Annotated in this window: 20 protein-coding genes; 6 read left to right on the top strand and 14 right to left on the bottom strand. The window is 64.3% G+C overall.

Annotated features, from left to right (window positions below):
- Positions 1 to 4: 4 nt before the first annotated feature.
- The 14 genes from FXB40_RS17995 to FXB40_RS17930 form a co-directional block, all read right to left on the bottom strand.
- Positions 5 to 868 carry a hypothetical protein gene (locus tag FXB40_RS17995; protein WP_148773528.1) on the bottom strand — a complete coding sequence of 288 codons (864 nt, stop codon included), beginning with the start codon at positions 866 to 868 and terminating at the stop codon, positions 5 to 7.
- A gap of 97 nt (positions 869 to 965) precedes the next feature.
- The gene (locus FXB40_RS17990; RefSeq protein ID WP_148773527.1) at positions 966 to 2,849 is read right to left on the bottom strand and encodes a PQQ-binding-like beta-propeller repeat protein; all 1,884 of its coding nucleotides are present in this window, start codon (positions 2,847 to 2,849) and stop codon (positions 966 to 968) included.
- A 2-nt stretch (positions 2,850 to 2,851) separates the two neighbouring features.
- The gene (locus FXB40_RS17985) at positions 2,852 to 3,319 is read right to left on the bottom strand and encodes a hypothetical protein (protein ID WP_148773526.1); all 468 of its coding nucleotides are present in this window, start codon (positions 3,317 to 3,319) and stop codon (positions 2,852 to 2,854) included.
- Between the two features lie 10 nt (positions 3,320 to 3,329).
- A complete protein-coding gene (locus FXB40_RS17980; protein ID WP_148773525.1) occupies positions 3,330 to 5,072 on the bottom strand; it encodes an alpha-amylase family protein in 1,743 nt (580 codons plus the stop codon).
- Between the two features lie 130 nt (positions 5,073 to 5,202).
- On the bottom strand, positions 5,203 to 5,880 hold the full coding sequence (locus FXB40_RS17975; protein WP_148773524.1) for a hypothetical protein: 678 nt from the start codon (positions 5,878 to 5,880) through the stop codon (positions 5,203 to 5,205).
- Between the two features lie 101 nt (positions 5,881 to 5,981).
- Positions 5,982 to 6,692, bottom strand: a complete 711-nt coding sequence (locus tag FXB40_RS17970; protein WP_187436953.1) for a hypothetical protein — start codon at positions 6,690 to 6,692, stop codon at positions 5,982 to 5,984.
- Positions 6,693 to 6,825: 133 nt separating this feature from the next.
- Complete coding sequence (locus FXB40_RS17965) at positions 6,826 to 7,074, bottom strand: hypothetical protein (RefSeq protein WP_148773523.1); 249 nt, start codon at positions 7,072 to 7,074, stop codon at positions 6,826 to 6,828.
- A gap of 539 nt (positions 7,075 to 7,613) precedes the next feature.
- On the bottom strand, positions 7,614 to 8,387 hold the full coding sequence (locus FXB40_RS17960) for a thioesterase family protein (protein WP_148773522.1): 774 nt from the start codon (positions 8,385 to 8,387) through the stop codon (positions 7,614 to 7,616).
- Positions 8,388 to 8,398: 11 nt separating this feature from the next.
- Entirely contained in the window at positions 8,399 to 9,367 is a 969-nt protein-coding gene (locus tag FXB40_RS17955; protein WP_148773521.1) for an NAD(P)H-dependent flavin oxidoreductase, read from the bottom strand.
- 280 nt (positions 9,368 to 9,647) lie between these two features.
- Positions 9,648 to 11,048, bottom strand: coding sequence for an aspartate ammonia-lyase (locus tag FXB40_RS17950; protein WP_148773520.1), 1,401 nt, complete (start codon positions 11,046 to 11,048; stop codon positions 9,648 to 9,650).
- 28 nt (positions 11,049 to 11,076) lie between these two features.
- A complete protein-coding gene (locus FXB40_RS17945; protein WP_148773519.1) occupies positions 11,077 to 11,598 on the bottom strand; it encodes a hypothetical protein in 522 nt (173 codons plus the stop codon).
- Positions 11,599 to 11,646: 48 nt separating this feature from the next.
- A complete protein-coding gene (locus FXB40_RS17940; RefSeq protein ID WP_187436952.1) occupies positions 11,647 to 12,249 on the bottom strand; it encodes a YqaA family protein in 603 nt (200 codons plus the stop codon).
- 36 nt (positions 12,250 to 12,285) lie between these two features.
- Entirely contained in the window at positions 12,286 to 12,690 is a 405-nt protein-coding gene (gene hisE, locus FXB40_RS17935) for a phosphoribosyl-ATP diphosphatase (protein WP_148773518.1), read from the bottom strand.
- A 104-nt stretch (positions 12,691 to 12,794) separates the two neighbouring features.
- Positions 12,795 to 13,172 (bottom strand): hypothetical protein, encoded by a 378-nt coding sequence (locus FXB40_RS17930; RefSeq protein ID WP_246207681.1) that lies wholly within the window; start codon positions 13,170 to 13,172, stop codon positions 12,795 to 12,797.
- A 227-nt stretch (positions 13,173 to 13,399) separates the two neighbouring features.
- Between FXB40_RS17930 and FXB40_RS17925 the strand changes: the two genes are divergently transcribed.
- From FXB40_RS17925 to FXB40_RS17900, 6 genes are all read left to right on the top strand, one after another.
- Complete coding sequence (locus tag FXB40_RS17925) at positions 13,400 to 14,440, top strand: ABC transporter substrate-binding protein (RefSeq protein WP_148773517.1); 1,041 nt, start codon at positions 13,400 to 13,402, stop codon at positions 14,438 to 14,440.
- An 89-nt stretch (positions 14,441 to 14,529) separates the two neighbouring features.
- On the top strand, positions 14,530 to 16,326 hold the full coding sequence (locus FXB40_RS17920; protein ID WP_148773516.1) for a glucan ABC transporter ATP-binding protein/ permease: 1,797 nt from the start codon (positions 14,530 to 14,532) through the stop codon (positions 16,324 to 16,326).
- 189 nt (positions 16,327 to 16,515) lie between these two features.
- Positions 16,516 to 17,973 (top strand): D-alanyl-D-alanine carboxypeptidase family protein, encoded by a 1,458-nt coding sequence (locus FXB40_RS17915; RefSeq protein WP_148773515.1) that lies wholly within the window; start codon positions 16,516 to 16,518, stop codon positions 17,971 to 17,973.
- 195 nt (positions 17,974 to 18,168) lie between these two features.
- Positions 18,169 to 19,854: a long-chain fatty acid--CoA ligase gene (locus tag FXB40_RS17910; RefSeq protein ID WP_148773514.1), complete on the top strand. Its 1,686-nt coding sequence runs from the start codon at positions 18,169 to 18,171 to the stop codon at positions 19,852 to 19,854.
- A gap of 14 nt (positions 19,855 to 19,868) precedes the next feature.
- Positions 19,869 to 20,423, top strand: coding sequence for a DUF924 family protein (locus FXB40_RS17905; protein WP_148773513.1), 555 nt, complete (start codon positions 19,869 to 19,871; stop codon positions 20,421 to 20,423).
- 108 nt (positions 20,424 to 20,531) lie between these two features.
- A complete protein-coding gene (locus FXB40_RS17900; RefSeq protein ID WP_007597501.1) occupies positions 20,532 to 21,017 on the top strand; it encodes a peroxiredoxin in 486 nt (161 codons plus the stop codon).
- Positions 21,018 to 21,053: the final 36 nt, after the last annotated feature.

Here is a 21,053-nt window from a genome sequence, read left to right as displayed (position 1 = left end):
CATGTCATCGTCCAGGCGGCCATGTTCGATCTAGCTCGTCTTTGCGGCGGTTTGACGATTCCGAGACCCGCGCTTCCAGATCATTGATCCGGAACGAATAATCGGTCGACCGCAGTGGCACCGAGAAGCGGACGCAGGCCAAGCCGCCCTGGGTCGCATATTTCCTGACGAGCACACGATGTTCCGCAGTGCCGTCGAATGGCGATGCTGGCACCCAGAATAGCCGGAACACGGTATAGGCTCCGCTGGCCACGACGGTCTTGTCGAAGGAAAACTGCGCCCGGTTGCTATTCGTGTTGGTCGGGAAGTCGTCGTACTCGTCATTGTCGGTTCGCACACATTTCCGTTTGCGTGCGGAACGGTACTCGAAGTGAAACGCCCTGACCGCGTCAAATTCGGTGACGCCACCTTCCGTGGTCTGACGCAGGGCCGCAGTCGCGCGTGGAGGAAAATCATGGTAGTCGCGAAACGACTGGGTCGAAATCGATGTCTCTGAATTAGGGAGCCCGGCCGCCGCGCAACCGGGATCGCTTACGATATCGCGGCGCACAAGTTTGACCCTGTTGCGCAATTGCTCGGTATCGGTTGAAGCGACGGGCCGGTTGGTCTTGACGACGAACACGCCTGCACGATCGGGTGCGCCATTGGCCCCGATCACATAGGCGAACTCGACTTCCTGCGGCGACCTCGCAACCAATTCGGACAGAGTGTCGAACGTCTGCCAGCCCGACTTGCCGGATGCGAAAAGCTGGCCGTCCTGCAACGGGCCCAAGCTATCCGGCAGAAACCGGCAACTGTCACTTGCAAAAGAGATGTCGGCCGAGGCGACGGATGCAAACATCAAAAGCGGGAAAACGCGTGCAAGCATGGCAATCCCTACAACATGACAAGTTCTTAGAAATACCGTCGAACATTACAACAACCAAAAGTAGATGAAAAGGAAGGAGACAAGGGAAGCGCCGCGGCTAAGTGGTCGGCCCATAAACGTCGAGGCGCCCGTCATAGGTCGGGCGATAGATGCGGCCCTTCCAGGCGATCGGACGGTTGAACTTCGGATGCGTGAAGGCGTGCTCAGGGCCCCAGTTCTCACTGTCCCAGATCACCTGAAGCCGCTTCGAGCCATCCGGATTGGTCGCGAAATTCTGGGCGTCATAGACCAGGAAACGGCCCGGGCTGAGCATCATGTTGCTGTCCTTGTAGGGGACCATTGCGACGATGATGGCGTCGGTGCCGTTGTTGGCGGCGAGCGTGATGCTCCAGCCGGGCATGCCGCCTGATGGACGCGGCGATTGCGGCGAGGCGATCTCGTTGGATCCGGCGAGATAGATCGAGGTCCCGTCGGCCGCGATCGACCACGCCCGCAGCGCGCTGTTCTCGCCGCCGACGATGTGCATCACGCCATGTGTTGTGGACGAGAATAGCAGCGGTGTGCCATGCAGATGCCGCGTCGCGCCGCCCGGATACAGATTCAGCTCCGTCGGCGAGGCCGGCGCCGGCGGCACGGTAGGATCGAAGAACGTGTAGAGGATCGGCGGCATCTTGAGCTTGGCATAGTTGGCGGCGAAATGACCGGCCTGAAGATCGCCCGGTTGCGTGTCGCCGAGCGCCGCGGCATTGCCAGTGTAGAGAATGCCGTCCTTGCCCGCCGCGAGCACGGCGTGGGCCGATGCGACATAGACCGGTCCGCCCGAACCAAAATCCTGGTCGCTCCACGCCGATTCCTTCATCGCCGCCAAATGATGCGCCACGACCGGCGCGATCTGCGCATCCATCGGGTCGGGCCCCGACGTCACCGCGACATGCGCCATCTCGCGCGCATGAAGCGGCGTGAGCGCCATTCCCATCCGCTTGGCATGGCCGATCACCGCGGTCAGCGAGACGTTCGACGGCAGCGCGTGCGCATCGTCGTCGTCGAGCGGCGCTGCGGCCGCGGCGCCGACCCGGTTGGCGTCCGTCCACGGCGTCCACCACGACAACACCTCGAAATGAGCGAGAGGTCCGGTGTGCAAGGCCAGCCGCACCACGCTTTCGCCGAAATCACCTTGCTGCGGCAAGAACGATCCGTTGCCGGTGATGACATAGATCGACCCGTCGGGAGCAATGGCGGGGCCGGCCCCGCTCTGCCACAGCCCGCCACCGGAGTGGGTCACGGTGGAGCACCATGCGGCCGCAAGATGCCAGGCATGGATGTCGACCGCGATCAGCCAACCCCGCGCCGCCGCCGAGGTCTCCCTGACCGTACCGAAGGGAACCAGCACGTGGTTCCGCGTCAGCGTCAGCGCGCTGCGTTGCTTGCGCTGGATCGAGACGAATTTCTGCACGGGCAAGCCACCCGGCGGGGTGTAGACCGCGCCCTCCAGATTGAGCAGGTCGTGCACCTTGGAGCCGTCGCTGATGCGCAAGCCTGCAAGAAAATGCTGGGCTCTGGCAACGCTGCCATCATCGCTGATCCAGGCGCAGGCGTAGAGAATGCCGGTGCCCTCGTCGATCACGGGGGTCGAGAGGATCCCCCAATCGACATTGGTCATGTGACCGTCGATGGCCGGCGTTCCGACGATGGGACGACCAAGATTCGTCGCCCAGATTTTTTCGCCGGTTACCGCATCGAAGGCGTAGACCCAATTGCCCATGGTGGCCTGAAAAATCAGGTCGCGGGTCTTGCCATCAGGTGTGTGCACGCCGCCGACAGCCAACGGCTGCGCCTCGAGCCGGGGATCGTCGGGGATAGCGATGCTGAAGAGTTTTGCGATGCCTTTGGTGCGGACGGCGGTCGCCGTCAGCACCGTCTCGGCATTATTTGCGCCGGTTCGGGCCAGGTCATAACTGCGGGTGGTGACAGAGCCGGCCATGGTCAGGCTCCCCAGGCAAGCAGGCTTCCGGCCGCGATCAGGCAGGCCGCAGCCAATGGTCGCGCATCGCGCAAGCCTGCGCGCCACCAGCTCAACACGACGGCGCCGGAGGCAAAGCCGAGCCCGGCCATGATCGCGCTCGATAGCGCCGCAAGGGCCGGCGCATCGGATACGTGCGACACGACATTGTCGATCGCCAGCAGCGGCGGCAGGACGTAGAGCCAGCCCGGCGCCGTCAACAGACGTTGCACAATGGGCAGGCCGACGAGAAGCGCCGCACCACACGCCATCAGCAGCATCGCAGCAAGCCCACCCGCGAGCGGCAGACTGAGGCCAAGTGCCGAGCCGAGCCCGTCGCACAGGCCGAACATCAGCGCGAGCGGCAGCGCATGCCGCCCCGGCAGAATGAAGGACAACGCGAAGGCAGCAATCAGGCTGTCCGCGGACGTCCACAACAGATGCAATGACATGGGAATCCTCTCAAACAATCTGTGAGGCAAGGTAGGTGACGTCGATGGAAAACGCCGCGCCGTGCTCCGGCAAAAGCCGGCCCGCGACGCGAATATGATGCTCGCCGGTCGCACCGGCTGTTGCTTCCGCGCTGACATGGTCGCCGCTGCACACGGCCTCGACCACGCTGCGCCCTTGCGTATCGGTGACGGTGACCTTGAGCGAGCCATCTGCCAGCACGCCGCGACGATCGAGGCTGACCCGGAGGGCGATCTTGCTGCCCTGCTCCACCCAGATCCGTGCCGTCTCGGTCTCGGCGTTGGTGGCAGGCCCCGTGTCGAGATCGGCGGCGCCGAAGATCGTCTGCGTGGTGTGGCGCGGATGGCGGATGGACGCCACGTTCAGGCCGGCACGCGAGAAGCACAGATAGCTCTGGCCCTTGCTGAAGGCATTGCTCGGAATCGTGAATCGCGCGACGCCGCTTCCATCGGTCCAGATATCGTCGTGATGGCCGGTGTAGTCGTGCAATTGCACGTTGGCGCCGAACGCTGTCTGGCAGCTGATCGTACGCGCATTCATGGTGTCGAAGTTCAGCGCGGTCAGCAGGCCGGGTGCGCCGGTCCTGTTGAGCACGATCACCTTGTCATCGAGGAAGCGCCCGCTGGTCGGTCCATTGGCGAGGTGCTCGTGGATCCAGACCAGATTGTCGATCCACGGCTTCAGGCCGTAGGCGCCGGGCCAGACGCGCGGCGGGAAGTAGTCCTTGCCGTAGACGAAGGGGTAGCCTTCGATCGACAGCAGGAAGGCGTAGGCGAGCAGCTTGTTGCTGATGACCTGTTGGCCCGGCGAGGTGTCGGTATCGGGATTGTCGACGAAGGTGCAGGTGAGATCGGGACGCCAGCTGGTATAGCCGGCGCCATCCAGCACGCGCGCATTGCCGCCGTCGCAGGCGGATTGCAATGCCCAATGCATCGGGAAGTCGGCGACGAGAGACCGGCCATTAAGCGGCGGCTGCGTCGCCCAGCCGTTGAGGATCGCGCGATTGCCGTCGAAATACTCCGAATAGAAAAACTTCGACACCATCACGCCGTGGGTCATGAATTCGCGCACGAACGGCGCCCAGGTGCCCTTGACGTCGTCGAAGCGCGCGCCGTCCGCGCCTGTGGTGCGGAACACCCATTCGCCGAAGTCGAGCGCATCCTCGATCGTGACGCGCGGCGGACGGCAGCGCTGATACGACAGTTCGCGACCGAACGGAAAATCGTCGGGCGGGCTCGGCACGTCATCATCAGGAAGATCGTCCGGCGGCACGCCGCGAAACCAGCCGGGCGAGGTGGTGTGCCGTCCGTTCAGCGTCTGCCCGTCCGCGCCGAGATAGCGGAACACGCCGGGCCCACCATTCTCGCCGCTGCGCTGATGCAGAACGAGATCGAGATAAACGTCGATATCGCAGGCATGCGCGACGGCGACCAGACGCGTCAGCGATGCCCTGGTGCCGTAGCGCGTGGCGAGGGAGCCTTGCTGGTGCTTGCTGCCGATGTCGCGGGGATCGAACACGCCGTAGCCGTCGCAGCCTGGGCCGGCACCACCTTGCGCCTTCGACGTCGGCGGCAGCTGGATCGCGGTGAAGCCGACATTGCGCAGCGCGCGGACATGGGTGGTGAGGAAATCGAGCAGCCAGGGTGCGCCGCGCCCGTCAACCGGCGCCGGCACGGTCACGCGTTCGCCGTGCGGACCGAAGAAGCGTCCCCAAGCTAGCAGCGCTACTCCCATGACGCGGCCTCTGGCTGGCAGCGTCAATCATGCCTTGGACCGAGATCATCCGGAAGTTGAAATTTGCGGCACGCGCTGCCGCAGAACGAACTGCCGCTCACGTTCGCGTGCGCGGCGAACGCCTCAGATGTCAGTCGTCACCGAACAACGAGAAGCCACCGCGCGGACGGCGGACGACAACATCGCGGGTATCGGAATCCGCGCGAACATTGCGCGCGACATCATCCCAGTCGGTCTGATCACGCCCGCCGCGTGCATCGCGCGTGTCATAGCGGCGTCGCTCGGCCCAGCGCTCGTGACGCTCCGCACGTCGCCGCTCGGACGCGGCACGCTTCACGTCAGAATCCCTGGCCTTGGCATAGGCGTTGTCAGGTGCGGGTGCCGGTTCGGTCGAAGCCTGTTGCTCGACGGGTTTTGTCGCTTGCGAAGACGGCGCGGGCGCCGGCTTGGGCGGCTCGACCCCGGCCGTTGTCAGCGGAGGCGGCGGCGCTGCAGATTCAGTGCTCGCCGGAGTGGTCTGCACATCAGGCTTGGTTTCAGCCTTGGTTTTAGGCTTGGCTTCGCTCTGCGCCGCGTTCATCGCGCCGAAAGATTGCGATCCCGTGATATATTGCACGCGCTCCGATGGCGCATTTGTCGTGGCCGGCGCGGCGGCTTCGGCGCGTTGCGCCATCTTGCCGGTATCGGGCCCCTGCTTGGGCGCGATCGGATGCATGATATTGCCGGCGACGATGCCGCCGCCGAGACCAATGGCAATGGCGGCGACGATCGATCCGGCACCGACGAAATAGGCTGTCGAGGCGCGCATTGGTCCACTCCCTGTTCGGAGCAGGCAACGCCTGTCGATTGCCGGATGTTCCTGATGAGAGCGCGGTTCCTCTCAGGAACCCAAACCTTAGATCTCAAGCCTCAGATCTGCTGCGCGACCTTCTCGAGCCCGATGATGCGGGCGAGCTTGCGCACTTCTTCCTTCTGGTCGTCACGCAGCTGGAACAGCAGCGGCATTGCGGCCGACTTCAACTGCTGAACCTCGTCGCAATTCGGATCGATCTGCACGGTCGGCCCGTTGGGATTGGAGAGCTTGTTGGCCGAGATCTTGCGGGCGACGTTGCGCAGCGCGGACTCGACCGAGGGCCAGTAATATTCCTGCGACGACGACAGCTTCAGGCGATCCCTGATGCCGGCGATCTGCACCTCGGAGAGCAGCGAATAGGTCTTTTGCGGCTGCGGCTTCGCGACGGCCTTCGGCTTCGGTGCAGCCTCGATGGCGGCGGGGGTTTCCGAAGGAGCGGGCGCCTCGTTCACGTTCGGCTTGGACATCGGGAAATCAGCGGGCGTCGCTGCGGCAAAGGCCTGGCGCAGCGGCTCGGTCAAGACGGGGGCCTGCGAAAGCTGGTCGGCGGGAACCTGCACCGGGTTGATGGCGGCCGAGGCCAGCGCCAGCGTCGGAACCAGCCGGTCGGCCTTGGCGGCGCGGTTGGCGGCGAGCGGCTTCGGCGGGGCCTGCGTGATCATCTCGGCGCTGACGCTGGGCACGCTGTCGCGGCCGAGAATGGCAGTGGTGGCGACACCGAGGACGAGAAAGCAGGTCAGCACAATGAGGGTGATGGCTCTGGACAAACGTCTCTCCGGAAGGACCGCTTCACGTTGTTGTTAGCGATGCCGGGAAAAAGGGAACGAAATAAGGCTTGAGTGTGCCTTTGCGGCGACATTCACCATGTCTGCCGCGACAAAGCCAAAAAGCCAAATGAAATCAGGCAGCTGCGGCCAGATCGTAGGCATCCTGGATATCGGCAACGATCTCGGAGGCCTCCCAGACGGCGCGCGGCTCGACCGATTGCAGCGCCACCGTCCAATTGCCGCCCCGGCGGGTGCGGGGAACGCTGACGATGTCGAAGCGGACAGTGCGGCAGAGCGGGTGACGGGCCAGCGCATGCGCGACGCGGACGCGGATCTCGTCCAGCGTTGCGGCTGTCTTGCTGTTGAGAAAATCGAAACCCATTGCCTGTCCCTCTCGTCCTGATTGACGGCCGTGAGGGGATTGTTGGCGGGCGATGGTTAATCTGCCGTTAAGCGTGGCCTTGCGGAGCCATGCGGGATTAACCGTGCTGGGCGGCGCGGAACGCGTCGCGTACTCGGCGGCCGCCCGGGCCAAGAGACGCCATCACGGCGGATGGTGGGGTAAATACCCCGGGATTCTACGGGGCCGTTGTGGCCTCGGCACCACAATGCGTGACGGAGTGTGCGTCCAAGACGGGCGCCCGATTGCCGGCGAATCCGGGAATCAATTAGACCGCTGATGGGGCTGGGAAGCGGAGTAAGACATGCGAGTCGCTTCCCTGGAAAGTGCAGTCGCCGCGGTTACGTTGATCACGGCTATCATCATCGTGCTGTGGGAGATCAAGATCTTCTACGGCGCATGAACAGGCAGGATGCCCTGGTCGAGCACGACCAAGCATCCCTTCCGCGGCGGCGGAAGCCTGCCGTTCAATCGGCCCAAGAAATCGGCCCAAGAGCAGCCGCGACGCTTGCGCGTGACGCTTACCGCTTCTCGATCACCAGGCTCTGCACTGCGCGACCGAAATAGCCTTGCCTGTCAGCGAGCCGCGACATCGCGAGCCCCGCGCCATCCGGGCCAATCCAGGATTCGCCGTCGAGCAGGATCCAGTCGCCGACCGGCTGGCGCGCCAGGTTCACCGAGAGGTCGGCGTTGATGTAGGTCCAGGTGCGGAAGTCGAGCGTCGAGGCGGTGCCGTTGGAGAAATCGGCGGCGACCACGGCGCGCATCGCCTGCGAGACCGCCTCACCTTCGACCAGCTGATGGTCGAGGCGAAACCAGATCGCGCCGGCACCGGCCTGGCCGAAGCGGCCACGTGCGGCGCGCATCGAGACCATGCCCGCGAACGGACTGGTCGCGCCGTGACCGTCCTCGACCAGCGAGTCCTCCGGCGACGGCAACGTGACCGGCAACTCCCTGACGTCATCGGGCAGCGGCTGTGACTGCTGCTTGATCTTGAGCACGGTGGCGCCGACGACCTGCACGCCATCGGCGAGCAGCTTGACCGCGCACAGCTGGATCTTGCGGCCCTCGCGCAACACCTTGCTCTCGATCGTGAGCGGCGCGACCGGCACCGGGCGCATCAGATCGATCGTGACGCGCGCGATGTTCATCGCGACCTGTGTTGGAATCCGCTCCGCCGCCCACGTCACCAGCGCCGATGGCGCCGAGCCGTGCTGCATGCGCCGGTCCCATGGCCCCGCCGCATTGGGGCTGGTGACGACGCTGTTGCCGTCGACGTGATAGATGGCGGGCATTGCGAGCGCCATCACAACGGCGGATCGATCGCTTCCTCGTATTCCTTCTTGAAGCGCGCGATCATCTCGGCGGCGGGCACGATGCCGTCAACGCTGCCGATGCCCTGGCCGGAGCCCCAGATCTCCTTCCAGGCCTTCGGCTTGGCCCGTTCGCCGGAGGCGTCGGTGCCAAAATTCATCTTGGAGGGATCGGAGGTCGGCAGGTTTTCCGGATCCATGCCGGCGGCGAGAATCGAGGGCTTCAGATAATTGCCGTGCACGCCGGTAAAGAGGTTGGAATAGACGATGTCGTCGGCCGTCGAGCCCGCGATCATCTCCTTGTACTTCTCGATCGCGTTGGCTTCCTTGGTCGCGATGAACGCCGAGCCGATATAGGCGAAGTCGGCACCGAGAATGCGCGCGGCACGGATTGCCTTGCCGTTACCGATGGCGCCCGACAGTGCGATCGGACCGTCAAACCACTTGCGGGTTTCGGCAACAAAGGCGAGCGGCGAGATGGTGCCGGCATGGCCGCCGGCGCCGGCCGCGACCAGGATCAGGCCGTCGGCGCCCTTCTCGATCGCCTTGTGCGCAAATTTCTGATTGATCACGTCGTGGAAGACGATGCCGCCCCAGCCGTGAACGGCCTGATTGAGCTCCTCGCGCGCGCCGAGCGAGGAGATGATCATCGGCACCTTGTACTTGGCGCAGAGCTGCATGTCGTGGTCGAGCCGGTTGTTCGACTTGTGCACGATCTGGTTGACCGCGAACGGCGCCGACGGCTTGTCGGGATGGGCGCGGTCATAGGCCGCGAGCTCTTCGGTGATCCGCGCCAGCCATTCGTCGAGAAGCTCCGGCGGCCGCGCGTTCAGCGAGGGAAACGAGCCGACCACGCCCGCCTTGCACTGCGCGATCACGAGGTCGGGCACCGAGATGATGAAGAGCGGCGAACCGATCACGGGGATCGACAGGCGTCCCTTGAACAGAGCAGGCATGGACATTGCGGAACGATCCTTTGCGGGCAGACGCATTGAAGGTTGGGAGCCATACCAACAAGGCAATCTTTCCACTGTCAAGTATTGCGTTTTGACGCCCTGGCGGATGCCGTTACCGCAATTCCAACGCGCGGAATTCCTCTCTCACCTCTCCCATGGGGAGAGGTCGAATTGCGAAGCAATTCGGGTGAGGGGATCAAGTCCCACGAGCGAGGGTAACCCCTCACCCGGCGCTACAAGCCGACCTCTCCCTGTGGGAGAGGTGTGGCATCGCGCGCAACCGCGGTCACCCAAGCAAATCCGGATTGATCAAACGCTCGAACGAGAACATCTCGTCCCATTTTTCCTGGGTCAGCAGCTTGCGTTCTGTCACCACGATCTGGTGCAGCGACTTGCCGCTCTTGTAGCCCTCGCGCGCGATCTCGGCGCATTGCTTGTAGCCGAGCAGCGGCTTCAGCACGGTGACGATGCCGAGCGAGTTCAGCACCATGTTGCGGGTGTGCTCCTCGTTGGCGGTGATGCCGACAATGCAGTTCTCGCGCAGGCTGTTGACGGCGCGCTCCATGGTGCGGATCGAGAAGAACAGCGCGAACGAGATCACCGGCTCCATCACGTTGAGCTGGAGCTGACCGGCACTTGCTGCCAGCGTGACGGTCATGTCGAGGCCGATGACGAGGAAGCTGGTCTGGTTGACGACCTCGGGGATCACCGGATTGACCTTGCCCGGCATGATGGAGGAGCCCGGCTGCAATTGCGGCAGGTTGATCTCGTTGAAGCCGGCGCGCGGGCCGGAGGCGAGCAGGCGGATGTCGTTGCAGATTTTGGTCAGCTTGCTCGCAGTACGCTTGAGCACGCCGGAGAGCTGCACGTAAGCGCCAGTGTCCGACGTCGCCTCGACCAGGTCGCCGGCAAGGATAAAATCGACGCCGGTCAATCCGCTGAGATGCCGGACCGCGAGCTTGGGATAACCAGCCGCCGCGGTGACGGAGGTGCCGATCGCGGTGGCGCCGAGATTGATCTCGCGCAGCAGCGCGCGCGCTTCCGAGATGCGGTCGACCTCCTCGCCGATGGTGGTGCCCCAGCCGCGGAATTCGGCGCCGAGCGACATTGGGACTGCGTCCTGCAGATGCGTGCGGCCCATCTTCAGCACGCGCTCGAACTCGCGGCCCTTGGCGAAGAAGGCCTCCTGGAGCTGGCGCAGCGCCGTCATGTAGCTCTCGAGGCGCAGGATCAGCGCCAGCCGAAATGCGGTCGGATAGGTGTCGTTGGTGGACTGGCCGTAATTGACGTGGTCGTTCGGGCTGACGTGCTGGTAATCGCCCTTGTGGAAGCCCATCGATTCCAGCGCGAGGTTGGCGATCACCTCGTTGGCATTCATGTTGGTCGAGGTGCCGGCGCCGCCCTGGATGAAGTCGGTGACGAACTGGTCCATCATGTCGCCGGCGATGACACGGTCGCAGCCGAGGATGATCGCATCCGCCACCTTCGTGTCGATGGCGCCGAGATCGCGGTTGGCCATCGCTGCCGCCTTCTTCACGTAACCCAGCGCCTTCACGAAGTAAGGCTCCTGGTTCATCGGAATGCCGGTGATATGGAAGTTTTCCTTACCCCGGATGGTCTGGACGCCGTAATAGATGTCGTCGGCGATCTCACGCTGTCCGAGGAAGTCCTGCTCAGTGCGGCTCATGGGCGCTCCTTATGCTCGCGCGACGTCCTCAGTTCTGGCACAGCGCGCTGGTGATGACGGTATCGGTGCGGCAATCGTCCGCTTTGCGTTGCCTGCCCGGAATGAGAACCTTGGCCGAGCACTTCTCGGCGGAATCGGTGTTCAGGCTCTTGCCTTCCTTGTAGCCCTTGCCCTGGCAGAGCTGATCGGCCGCGAGCTTGCAGTCGGGCCCGCCGCTTGACGAGACTGGACAGGCCACGCGCCCCGACACCATGGTGGACGGCCGCGCCAGGCGCGACAAATCGTTCATGGTCTCGCTCGGGCTTTTGATCGGCGGCAGCATCGAGGGCAGCTTGTCGAACAGCTTGCCCATTTCATTGATCAGCCCGGGGTTTTCCGAAGGTGCGGGCGTCGAAGGCGGCGGCGCGGCCTGCGGCCCCTGCTCCTGCAAGCCAAGCGACGGCGGCGCCGATTGCGCCCACCCGGTCCCGCCGGCACCGGGCAGGAGCAGCAGCACCGCTGAGATCAGCGTCCCGAGCCGCACCGCCGGATTTCCGGATCGAACCATCATAGGGACAACCGTAGCCGAAGCCGGCGCGGCGGCAAAGCCGCAGCAGCCCTAGATCAACTTGATTGCAACGACGAAGCCGAGCACCAGCACCGCGGCGCCGAGCGCCACCCATAGGCCGAGATGCTCCTCGAGCTTGTGCCGGATCCAGTCGCCATAGCGGTTGAGCAGGATCGCCACGATGAAGAAGCGCCCGCCGCGCGCGACGATCGAGCACAGGATGAAAAGAACGAGATTGTAGCCGGCAAAGCCCGAGGTGATGGTGACGAGCTTGTAGGGGATCGGCGTCAGGCCTTTGAGCAGGATGATCACCGCGCCCCACTCCGCATAGGAGGCGCGAAAAGCATCGACCTTGTCGCCGAGGCCGTAGACCTGGATCAGCCAATGGCCGACCGAGTCGAACAGCAGCGCGCCGATGGCGTAGCCGAGCAGGCCGCCGATCACCGAGGTGACCGTGCAGATTGCGGCGTAGAGCCAGGCGCGCTGCGGGCGCGCCAGCGACATCGGGATCAGCATCACGTCCGGGGGAACGGGAAAGAAGGAGCTTTCGGCGAAAGCCACGGCACCCATGATCCAGAGCGCGTAAGGCTTGTGGGCGGCGTCGATGCACCAGTCGTAGATACGTTTCAGCATGGCGCCGCGATGAAGCACCATGGGACGGATTTGTCCATCGTGAGTTTTGTGACGGTTTTAGTGCCGCTTGCGCGCCGCGCGACCCTCGAGCGCGACAATTGGCCGCCGGGCGGAGATGCGCGGTGACGCGACTTTGGGCAGCTTCATCGGCGACTTCGGCAGCTTTTCGGCAATGCCCAACATGTCCTCACGCCGCGACATTTCGCGCCAGACGTCTTCAGGGCGCACGCCGGCTGAAGCCCAGAGCACGGTGAGATTGTAGAGCAGATCGGCGCTTTCCCGGACCACGGCCTCGCTGTCGCCGTTGACCGCATCGATCACGACCTCGATCGCCTCTTCGGCCAGTTTCTTCGCCATTTTGGAGGGCCCACGCTGAAACAGCCGGGCAGTACGCGATGTTGCCGGATCAAGGTCTCTGGCCGCGAGCACAGCCAGATATAGCCGCTCAAGCGAATCACTCATGGTACTCAAAACTACTCTAAACCAATGGCGAGCGCGTTAACGCCTGACAATAAAAGACAAAAAGGCCGGCGCGACAAGCGCGCCGGCCTTTTGTGGTCAACGACTTACCAACAACCCGCGCCGCTTCGGCTGCACGTGGCAAAGGGGTCGCGACCGCCACTGCCATTGGTGCCAAGGTATTCGCGATCGTTCCTGTAATAGCCCGGGCCGCCGTAATAGGCCGGACCCTGATCGTAATAGACCGGACCGCCGCCGTAATAGGCCGGGGCGTCGTAGGCGTAGGCGTCACGGGTCGCGGCGATCGCAAGCCCGGTGCCGATGGCGCCGGCAATGGCTGCGCCGGCGAAGGCCGCGCCGCCGCCACCATGCCAGTGGCGGCCGCCTGCGAACGATGCGGTGGGGGCGACGCTGGTCAGCGCCAGCACCGCGGCGGTGGCGAGAACGGCCTTGCGGCCGGCAAATTTCGAAAATCGGTCAAACATCGCTTGGACCCTCCTTGGGACCTTCAATGGTGCCTCGAGACAGGCTCATGCCTTTCAAACACCCGCAGCCCATGTTGGGTTCCCCAACCCCAACGGAAGATGAATGGGGCTGCGTGATCGTGACGCAACCACCGCTCATGCGCCGTTCATGTTGATGCGGAGACACTCATGGCCGGCCAGCGCTGCGAGCGTCACGAAACCACAACAATGCGGAACCGGCGCTACCGATGGTTGGATTCAGGACGATCATCTCTCACTGCCTGCTGGTCCTCTCGCTCGTGCTTGCCGCACGCGACGTCCATGCGGGCGAGACCGCGGCGCCGTCTGTGGTGATCCACGTCAGCTTCGACCGCCCGGTCGATGCGAGCATGGCGCCGTTCTTCATGGCAGCAAGGGACGGCAAGTTCGGCGCCGAGCACCTCAACGTCTCCTTCAACAGCGCGGCCGGATCGCCGGAAGCGCTTGCGCGCGTTGCGAAAGGCGACAGCGAGCTCGCGCTCGTCGACATCAACGAGCTCATTCGTTTTCGCGACAAGGCCGATGCGCCGCCCATCAGGGCCGTGTTCGTGCTGTTCAACCGCGCGCCTTACGCAATCGTCGCCCGCAAGAGCCGCGGCATCCATCTGCTCTCCGACCTCGATGGCAAGACCGTCGGCGTCGCCGACAGCGATCTGTCGATCCGGCTGTGGCCGGCGCTGGCGCGGCAGAACGGCATCGACGTCGCGCATGTCAAATTCTTCAAGATGAGCGCGGCAGTGCGCGAGCCGGTGCTCTCGGCAGGACAGGTCGACGCCGTCGCCGGCTTTTCCTATCTCTCGGCCGTGAATTTGCGCGACCGCGGCGTGCCGGCCGACGATCTCGCGGTGCTGCGTTATGCCGACTATGGCTGCGAGGCCTACGGTTTTGCGGTCGTCGCGAATCCCGCCTTCGCCACGGTGAAGCCGGACGCGCTGAAGGGTTTTGTCCGCGCGCTGATTGCGGGCATCAACGCAACTGCGAAAGAACCGGCGCGCGCGGCGGACGAAGCCGCCGGCCGCATCGACGACGGCGACCGCGACCTCGAGCTCGCGCGCCTGCGCACGGTGCTTGCCGACAACATCCTGACCGACGAGGTCAGACGCAACGGCCTCGGCGGCATCGACCCGGCACGCCTGGAGCGTTCGATTGACCAAATCGCGGAGGATTTCAGATTCCGCAAGCGTCCGGCGGCGGACGACATCTTCGACGGCCGGTTCCTGCCGCCGGTCGAAAGCCGGCTCATCAATTGAGCAAAACTGGCAGCTTCCGCTGTATCTCGCGGGCGTTCCCTGCTTAGAATATCGGCTCATCTCGTTTGATCCCCAGAGTTCACCCCCGCATGTCCATTTTCAGCCTCTACACCCGCGTTCTCGAGCTGCTTGGCAAGGAGGCGCGCCTTGGCTGGCTGCTGGCGTTCGCCAATCTTCTGCTGGCGGCCTCGCAGTTCGCCGAACCGGTGCTGTTCGGCCGGATCGTCGATGTGCTCTCCGGCAAGGCGGTGGCAGGCTCCAGCTCGGCCTGGCCATTCCTGATGGCATGGGTCGCGTTCGGATTGTTCACCATCGGCTGCAGCGCGCTGGTGGCGTTGCAGGCCGACCGGCTCTCCCACCGCCAGCGCCAGGCGGTGCTGACCAGCTATTTCGAGCACATTCTGCAACTGCCGCTGACCTTCCATTCCGGCACCCATTCGGGCCGGCTGATGAAGGTGATGCTCAACGGCACGGACGCGCTGTGGCGGCTCTGGCTCGGCTTCTTCCGCGAGCACTTTGCAGCGATCCTGTCGGTGGTGGTGCTGCTGCCGCTGTCGTTGTACCTGAACTGGCGGCTTGCGATCCTGCTGTTCGTGCTCTGTGTCGTCTTCACCGCGCTGACGACCTTCGTCGTGCGCAGGACGTTCGGCATGCAGATGGCGGTCGAGGAGCAATATAGCGAACTCTCCGCGCGCGCCTCCGACGCGCTCGGCAATGTCGCGCTGGTGCAGAGCTTCGTCCGCGTCGAGTCCGAGGTGCAGGGCCTGCGCTCCGTCGCCGACCAACTGCTCGCAGCACAAATGCCGGTGCTGTCGTGGTGGGCGCTCGTCACTGTGATCACGCGCGCCTCCACCACCATCACCGTGCTCGCGATCTTCACGCTCGGCATCGCGCTGCATGACCAGGGCCTGACCTCGGTCGGCGAGATCGTGATGTTCGTGAGCTTCGCGACGCTGCTGATCCAGAAGCTCGAGCAGGTCGTGAGCTTCATCAACAACGTGTTCATGGAAGCCCCGCGCCTGCGCGAATTCTTCAACGTGCTCGATGCCGTACCCGCGGTGCACGACCGGCCGGATGCGATCGATGCGGGGCGGCTCTCCGGCCTCGTCGAGTTCAACGACGTCACCTTCTCCTATGACGGCAAGCGGCCGGCGATCGAGGATCTCTCCTTCACCGCGCTGCCCGGCCAGACCATCGCGCTGGTCGGCCCGACCGGCGCCGGCAAGTCGACCGCGATCGCGCTTTTGCATCGCGCCTTCGATCCGCAATCCGGCTTCATCAGGATCGACGGCATGGACGTGCGCGGCGTCACGCTGACATCGCTGCGGCGAAACATCGGCGTCGTGTTCCAGGAAGCGCTGCTGTTCAACCGCTCGATCGCTGAGAATCTGCGCATCGGCAAGCCTGACGCGACCGAGGCCGAGATGCGCAAGGCCGCCGCGCGCGCGCAGGCGCTCGAATTCATCGATCGCAGCGGTGGCTTCGAGACCAATGCCGGCGAGCGCGGCCGCATGCTCTCCGGCGGCGAGCGGCAGCGGCTGTCGATCGCGCGCGCGCTGCTGAAGGACCCGCCGATCCTGATCCTGGACGAGGCGACCAGCGCGCTCGATGCCCTCACCGAGGCCAAGGTGAACGCTGCTCTCGATGAAGTGATGAAGGGCCGCACCACCTTCGTGATCGCCCACCGCCTCTCCACCATCCGCAATGCCACGCGGATCCTGGTGTTCGAGAACGGACGGGTGATCGAAACCGGAACTTTCGATGAACTCGTGGCCAAAGGCGGCCATTTTGCCGAGCTCGCCAAGGCCCAGTTCATGGTGCAGGAACATACGAGGGCCAGCGTGGGTGCCGCCGAGGCCGCGGCCTCTGCCGCCAAGTCCCCTTAGCAAGTCCCCGTAGCACCGTCGAAATTCGGCCTATTTCATTGCGGAATACCCGGCCGAAACCCCTATTCTCGACGCAAGAGCCGGTATAGGTTTGCGCTGCCGCGAGCGGCGGCGCTGGATTTCAGAACCGAACAGAGATCACGAGATTCCGACCGGAACCGGCGGATCTCCAAGGACCGGAATCGGATAGTGCACGTCTTTCGCCCGCTGCTTCGCAAGCCCCTGTTCAACCTGTTCGCTGCGGCCCTCGCAGTCGGCGCGCTGCTCGCACCGCGCATCGCAAACGCGGAAGCGCTGCTTCTGATCGAAGCCGACAGCGGCAAGGTGCTGCAGGCCGACAACGCGACCATTCCCTGGTATCCAGCCTCCGTTACCAAGATCATGACCGCCTATGTGACGCTGAAGGCGGTGAAGGACGGCAAGATCACGCTCGACTCGATGCTGACGGTGTCGCCGACGGCCGCCTCGCAATCGCCCTCGAAGATGGGCCTCCGTCCGGGAACACAGCTCACCGTCGACAACGCGCTGAAGATGATGATGGTCAAGTCGGCGAACGACATGGCCGTGGTGCTCGCCGAAGGCCTCGGCGGTTCGATCGACGGCTTCTCCGTGATGATGAACGACACCGCGAAGAAGCTCGGCATGACGCAGACGAACTACGTCAATCCGAACGGCCTGCCCGCGGACGGACACGTCACCTCGGCGCGCGACCTCGGCATTCTTGCCCGCTCGTTTCTGCGCGACCTACCGGAATATGAGTACTACGTGCACATCCCAGCGATCCGCTTCGGCAAGCGCGTCACCGGCAATTTCAACAAGCTGATTGGCCGCTATCCCGGCGCCGACGGTTTCAAGACCGGCTTCATCTGCGCCTCCGGCTATAACCTCGTGGCGTCAGCCACGCGCAACGGCCGCCGCCTGATCGCGGTGGTGCTCGGCGCCAACTCGGGCACCGCGCGCGCGGTGAAGGCGGCGCAGCTCTTGGAGCGCGGCTTCAGCCAGGACAATCTGTCGTGGCTGCGCCCCTCGCTCGGCACCGTCGAGAACCTCGTTCCGGTCGACGCCTCGCCGCCGAACCTGCGCGAGGAGATGTGCGGCGGTCACCGCAAGCGGCCGGCCAGCGACGACGACGATGCGCTGATCGCGACCAACAGCGGCGGCACGGGTGGTTCTGCCACCGGCGGCGAAGCGCAGGTGACGTTCTTCACCGCAGGCCTCCAGCCGCCGCTGATGAAGGCGTCCGAGCTGATGGCCTCGGCGCCAGCAGCCGCAGAGCCCGTGGTGGTCTATACCGGCCCGACCCGCACCGGCGCAGCCCTGGTCGCAGCAGTCGCAGCCGACACCGACCAGCAGACCCCGCCAAAGGCGCGTGGCAAGAAGTCGCGCGTCGCCAAGAAGCCCGACGCCGGCAGCGACGCCAAAACGGCCGCAGCGAAACCGGCGGCCGCCAAACCTGACGCTGCGCCCAAAGCTGACGCAAAGACTGCGGCCAAGCCGGCAGGGGCCAAGCATGCCGCGGCCAAGCCTGATGCAGCGGCCAAGCCCGCTGCGGACAAGCCGGCGGCAAGCGGCGATCAGGCTGCCAAGCCGGCCAAGCCCAAGGCAGCGACAAAACCTGCGTCGAAGCCCGCGCCCAACAACAGCTAGGTTAACACTCCAGGCCCGCCGGGTTGCGTCGCACTTCGCAACTGCGGCAGCGATTTGCGACGATTCCAGTAGCCAACTCCCCGACCTTTGCCCTAAGCCTCGACCGCTTGCCAGCCGTTGCGGCAAGCTCGATACTGCCGGCAATGAGGCAAGCCCGAGACACAACGGGCTCTGATGCAAGAGAGGGGAGTTTCCATGGAGCGCATCTGGCTCAAGCAATATCCGCCCGGCGTGCCAGCTGATATCGAGCCGACGCAGTACGCATCGCTGGTCGACCTCCTTGAGGAGAGCTTTGCGAAGTTCGCCGACCGCAAGGCGTTCATCTGCATGGACAAGGCGATCAGCTATCGCGACCTCGACCAGATGTCGCTGGCGCTCGCTGCTTACCTGCAGGGACGTGGCCTGCAGCGCGGCGCGCGCGTCGCGATCATGATGCCGAACGTGCTGCAATATCCGGTCGCCACCGCAGCCGTGCTGCGCGCCGGATTCGCCGTGGTCAACGTCAATCCGCTCTACACCCCGCGCGAGCTCGAGCATCAGCTCAAGGATTCCGGCGCCGAAGCCGTCATCGTGCTGGAGAACTTTGCGCATACCGTCGAGCAGGTGATCGCGAAGACGCAGGTCAAGCACGTCATCGTCGCCAGCATGGGCGATCTGCTCGGCTTCAAGGGCGTGATCGTCAATCTCGTCGTCCGCCGCGTCAAGAAGATGGTGCCGGCCTGGTCGCTGCCGGGCGCGGTCTCGTTCAACGACGCGCTCTCGGCCGGCCGAGGCGCAACCTTCAACAAGCCAAAGCTGTCGCCCGGCGACGTCGCCTTCCTGCAATATACCGGCGGCACCACCGGCGTCTCCAAGGGCGCCACGCTGGTCCATCGCAACATCGTCGCCAACGTGCTGCAGAACGATGCCTGGCTGCAGCCGGCGATGGCTGCGCCGCCCCATGTCGATCAGCTCATGATCGTCTGCGCGCTGCCGCTCTATCATATCTTCGCACTGACGGCCTGCTACCTGCTCGCGGTGCGCGCCGGCGGCTGCAATCTCCTGATCCCCAATCCGCGCGACATCGCGGGCTTCGTCAAGGAACTGGCAAAATACCAGGTCAACAGCTTCCCGGCCGTGAACACGCTCTACAACGGCTTGATGCACCATCCTGATTTCAAGAAGCTCGACTTCTCCAAGCTGAAGATCTCCAATGGCGGCGGCATGGCCGTGCAGCGCCCGGTGGCCGAGCAGTGGAAAAACGTGACCGGCTGCTTCATCGCCGAGGGCTACGGCCTGTCGGAGACCTCGCCGACGCTGACCTGCAATCCCGCGACCACGACCGAATTCTCCGGATCGATCGGCATCCCCGTGCCCTCGACCTGGATCTCGATCCGCGACGATGACGGCAACGAAGTCCCGCTCGGCCAGCCCGGCGAGATCTGCGCCAAGGGCCCGCAGGTGATGTCGGGCTATTGGAACAGGCCGGAGGAGACCGCGAAGGTCATGACCGCGGACGGCTATTTCCGCACCGGCGACATCGGCATCATGGACGAGAAGGGCTACACCAAGATCGTGGACCGCAAGAAGGACATGATCCTGGTCTCCGGCTTCAACGTCTATCCGAACGAGATCGAGGAAGTGATCGCGAGCCATCCGGGCGTGCTCGAATGCGCCGTGATCGGCGTTCCCGACAGCGGCTCCGGCGAAGCGGTGAAGGCCTTCGTGGTGAAGAAGGATCCGAACCTCACGGCAGAGGACGTCATCAAGTTCTGCCGCGAGCAGCTCACCGGCTACAAGGTGCCCAAGCAGATCGAATTCCGTGCCGACCTGCCCAAGACCAATGTCGGCAAGATCCTGCGCCGCGAGCTGCGCGACGAGAAGAAGGCTCAGGCGGCGTAAGCCGTCTCTTGCTGATGTCAGAGACCTCTAACGTGACGCCGGCCGGCATTCTCGCCTTCTGGCGCGAGGCCGGCCGCGAGCGCTGGTACAAGCGCAACGACGCTTTCGATGCCGAGGTCCGGCGTCGTTTTCTTCTGCTCTGGCAGAAGGCAGCCGCTGGCGCGCTGGCGTCATGGGAAGGCAGCGACGACGGCGCACTCGCGCTCGTGATTGTGCTTGACCAGTTTCCCCGCAACATCTTCCGCGGCACGCCGGAGGCTTTTGCCAGCGACGCGCTGGCGCGTGACGTCGCCCGCCGTGCCATCGAAAGGGGCGCCGACGCGAGGATCGATCCGCTGCTGCTCGAATTCCTCTACATGCCCTTCATGCATTCCGAGCATTTGCCCGACCAGCTGCAGTGCGTTGCGCTGTTTGAAAACACGGAGAATGCCGAAAACCTGAAATACGCCCGGGAGCATGCCGACATCATCCAGCGGTTCGGCCGCTTCCCCCACCGCAACGGCCTGCTCGGCCGCGAAACCACGGCCGACGAACAGGCCTTCCTCGATGGCGGCGGTTTTGCCGGCTGATGACATAACGGTGAAGGGCTGAGGTCCTTACTGCTTCCCTCGCTGGCAATATTGTGCCTCCCGGCCGCACGGTCTACAAAGCGGGACCGATTTTCAGGGAGACTGACGATGGCGATCCAGACTGGCGACAAGCTGCCCGAGGCGAAATTCCGCGTGATGACGGCGGAAGGCCCGCAGGTGAAGACCACCGACGATATCTTCAAGGGCAAGAAGGTGGCGCTGTTCGCCGTGCCCGGCGCCTACACCGGCACCTGCCACAAGATGCATCTGCCGAGCATCTTCCTCAACGCCTATGCCATGAAGGACAAGGGCGTCGACACCATCGCGATCGTCTCCGTCAACGACGCCTTCGTCATGAACGCCTGGAAGCGCGACACCGACCAGCGCGACGAAGCGATCTTCCTCGCCGACGGCAATGCCGACTTCGCCAAGGCGATCGGCATGGAGCTCGACGCCTCCGGCAACGGCCTCGGCATCCGCTCCAAGCGCTACTCGATGCTGGTCGAGGACGGCGTGGTCAAGAAGCTGAACCTCGAGGCGATGCCCGGCAAGGTCGAGGTGTCCGGCGGCGATACGCTGCTGGGGCAGCTGTAAGCGTTAGCCGCGGCGGCGGTGCCGTAGCAACCATTA

Origin of the sequence: Bradyrhizobium rifense, from assembly GCF_008123425.1 — a bacterium.
In the GTDB taxonomy this organism is placed as follows: Bacteria; Pseudomonadota; Alphaproteobacteria; order Rhizobiales; family Xanthobacteraceae; genus Bradyrhizobium; species Bradyrhizobium rifense.
The sequence above is the reverse complement of the archived record's forward strand: the minus strand, read 5'-3'. Positions and strand labels throughout refer to the sequence as shown.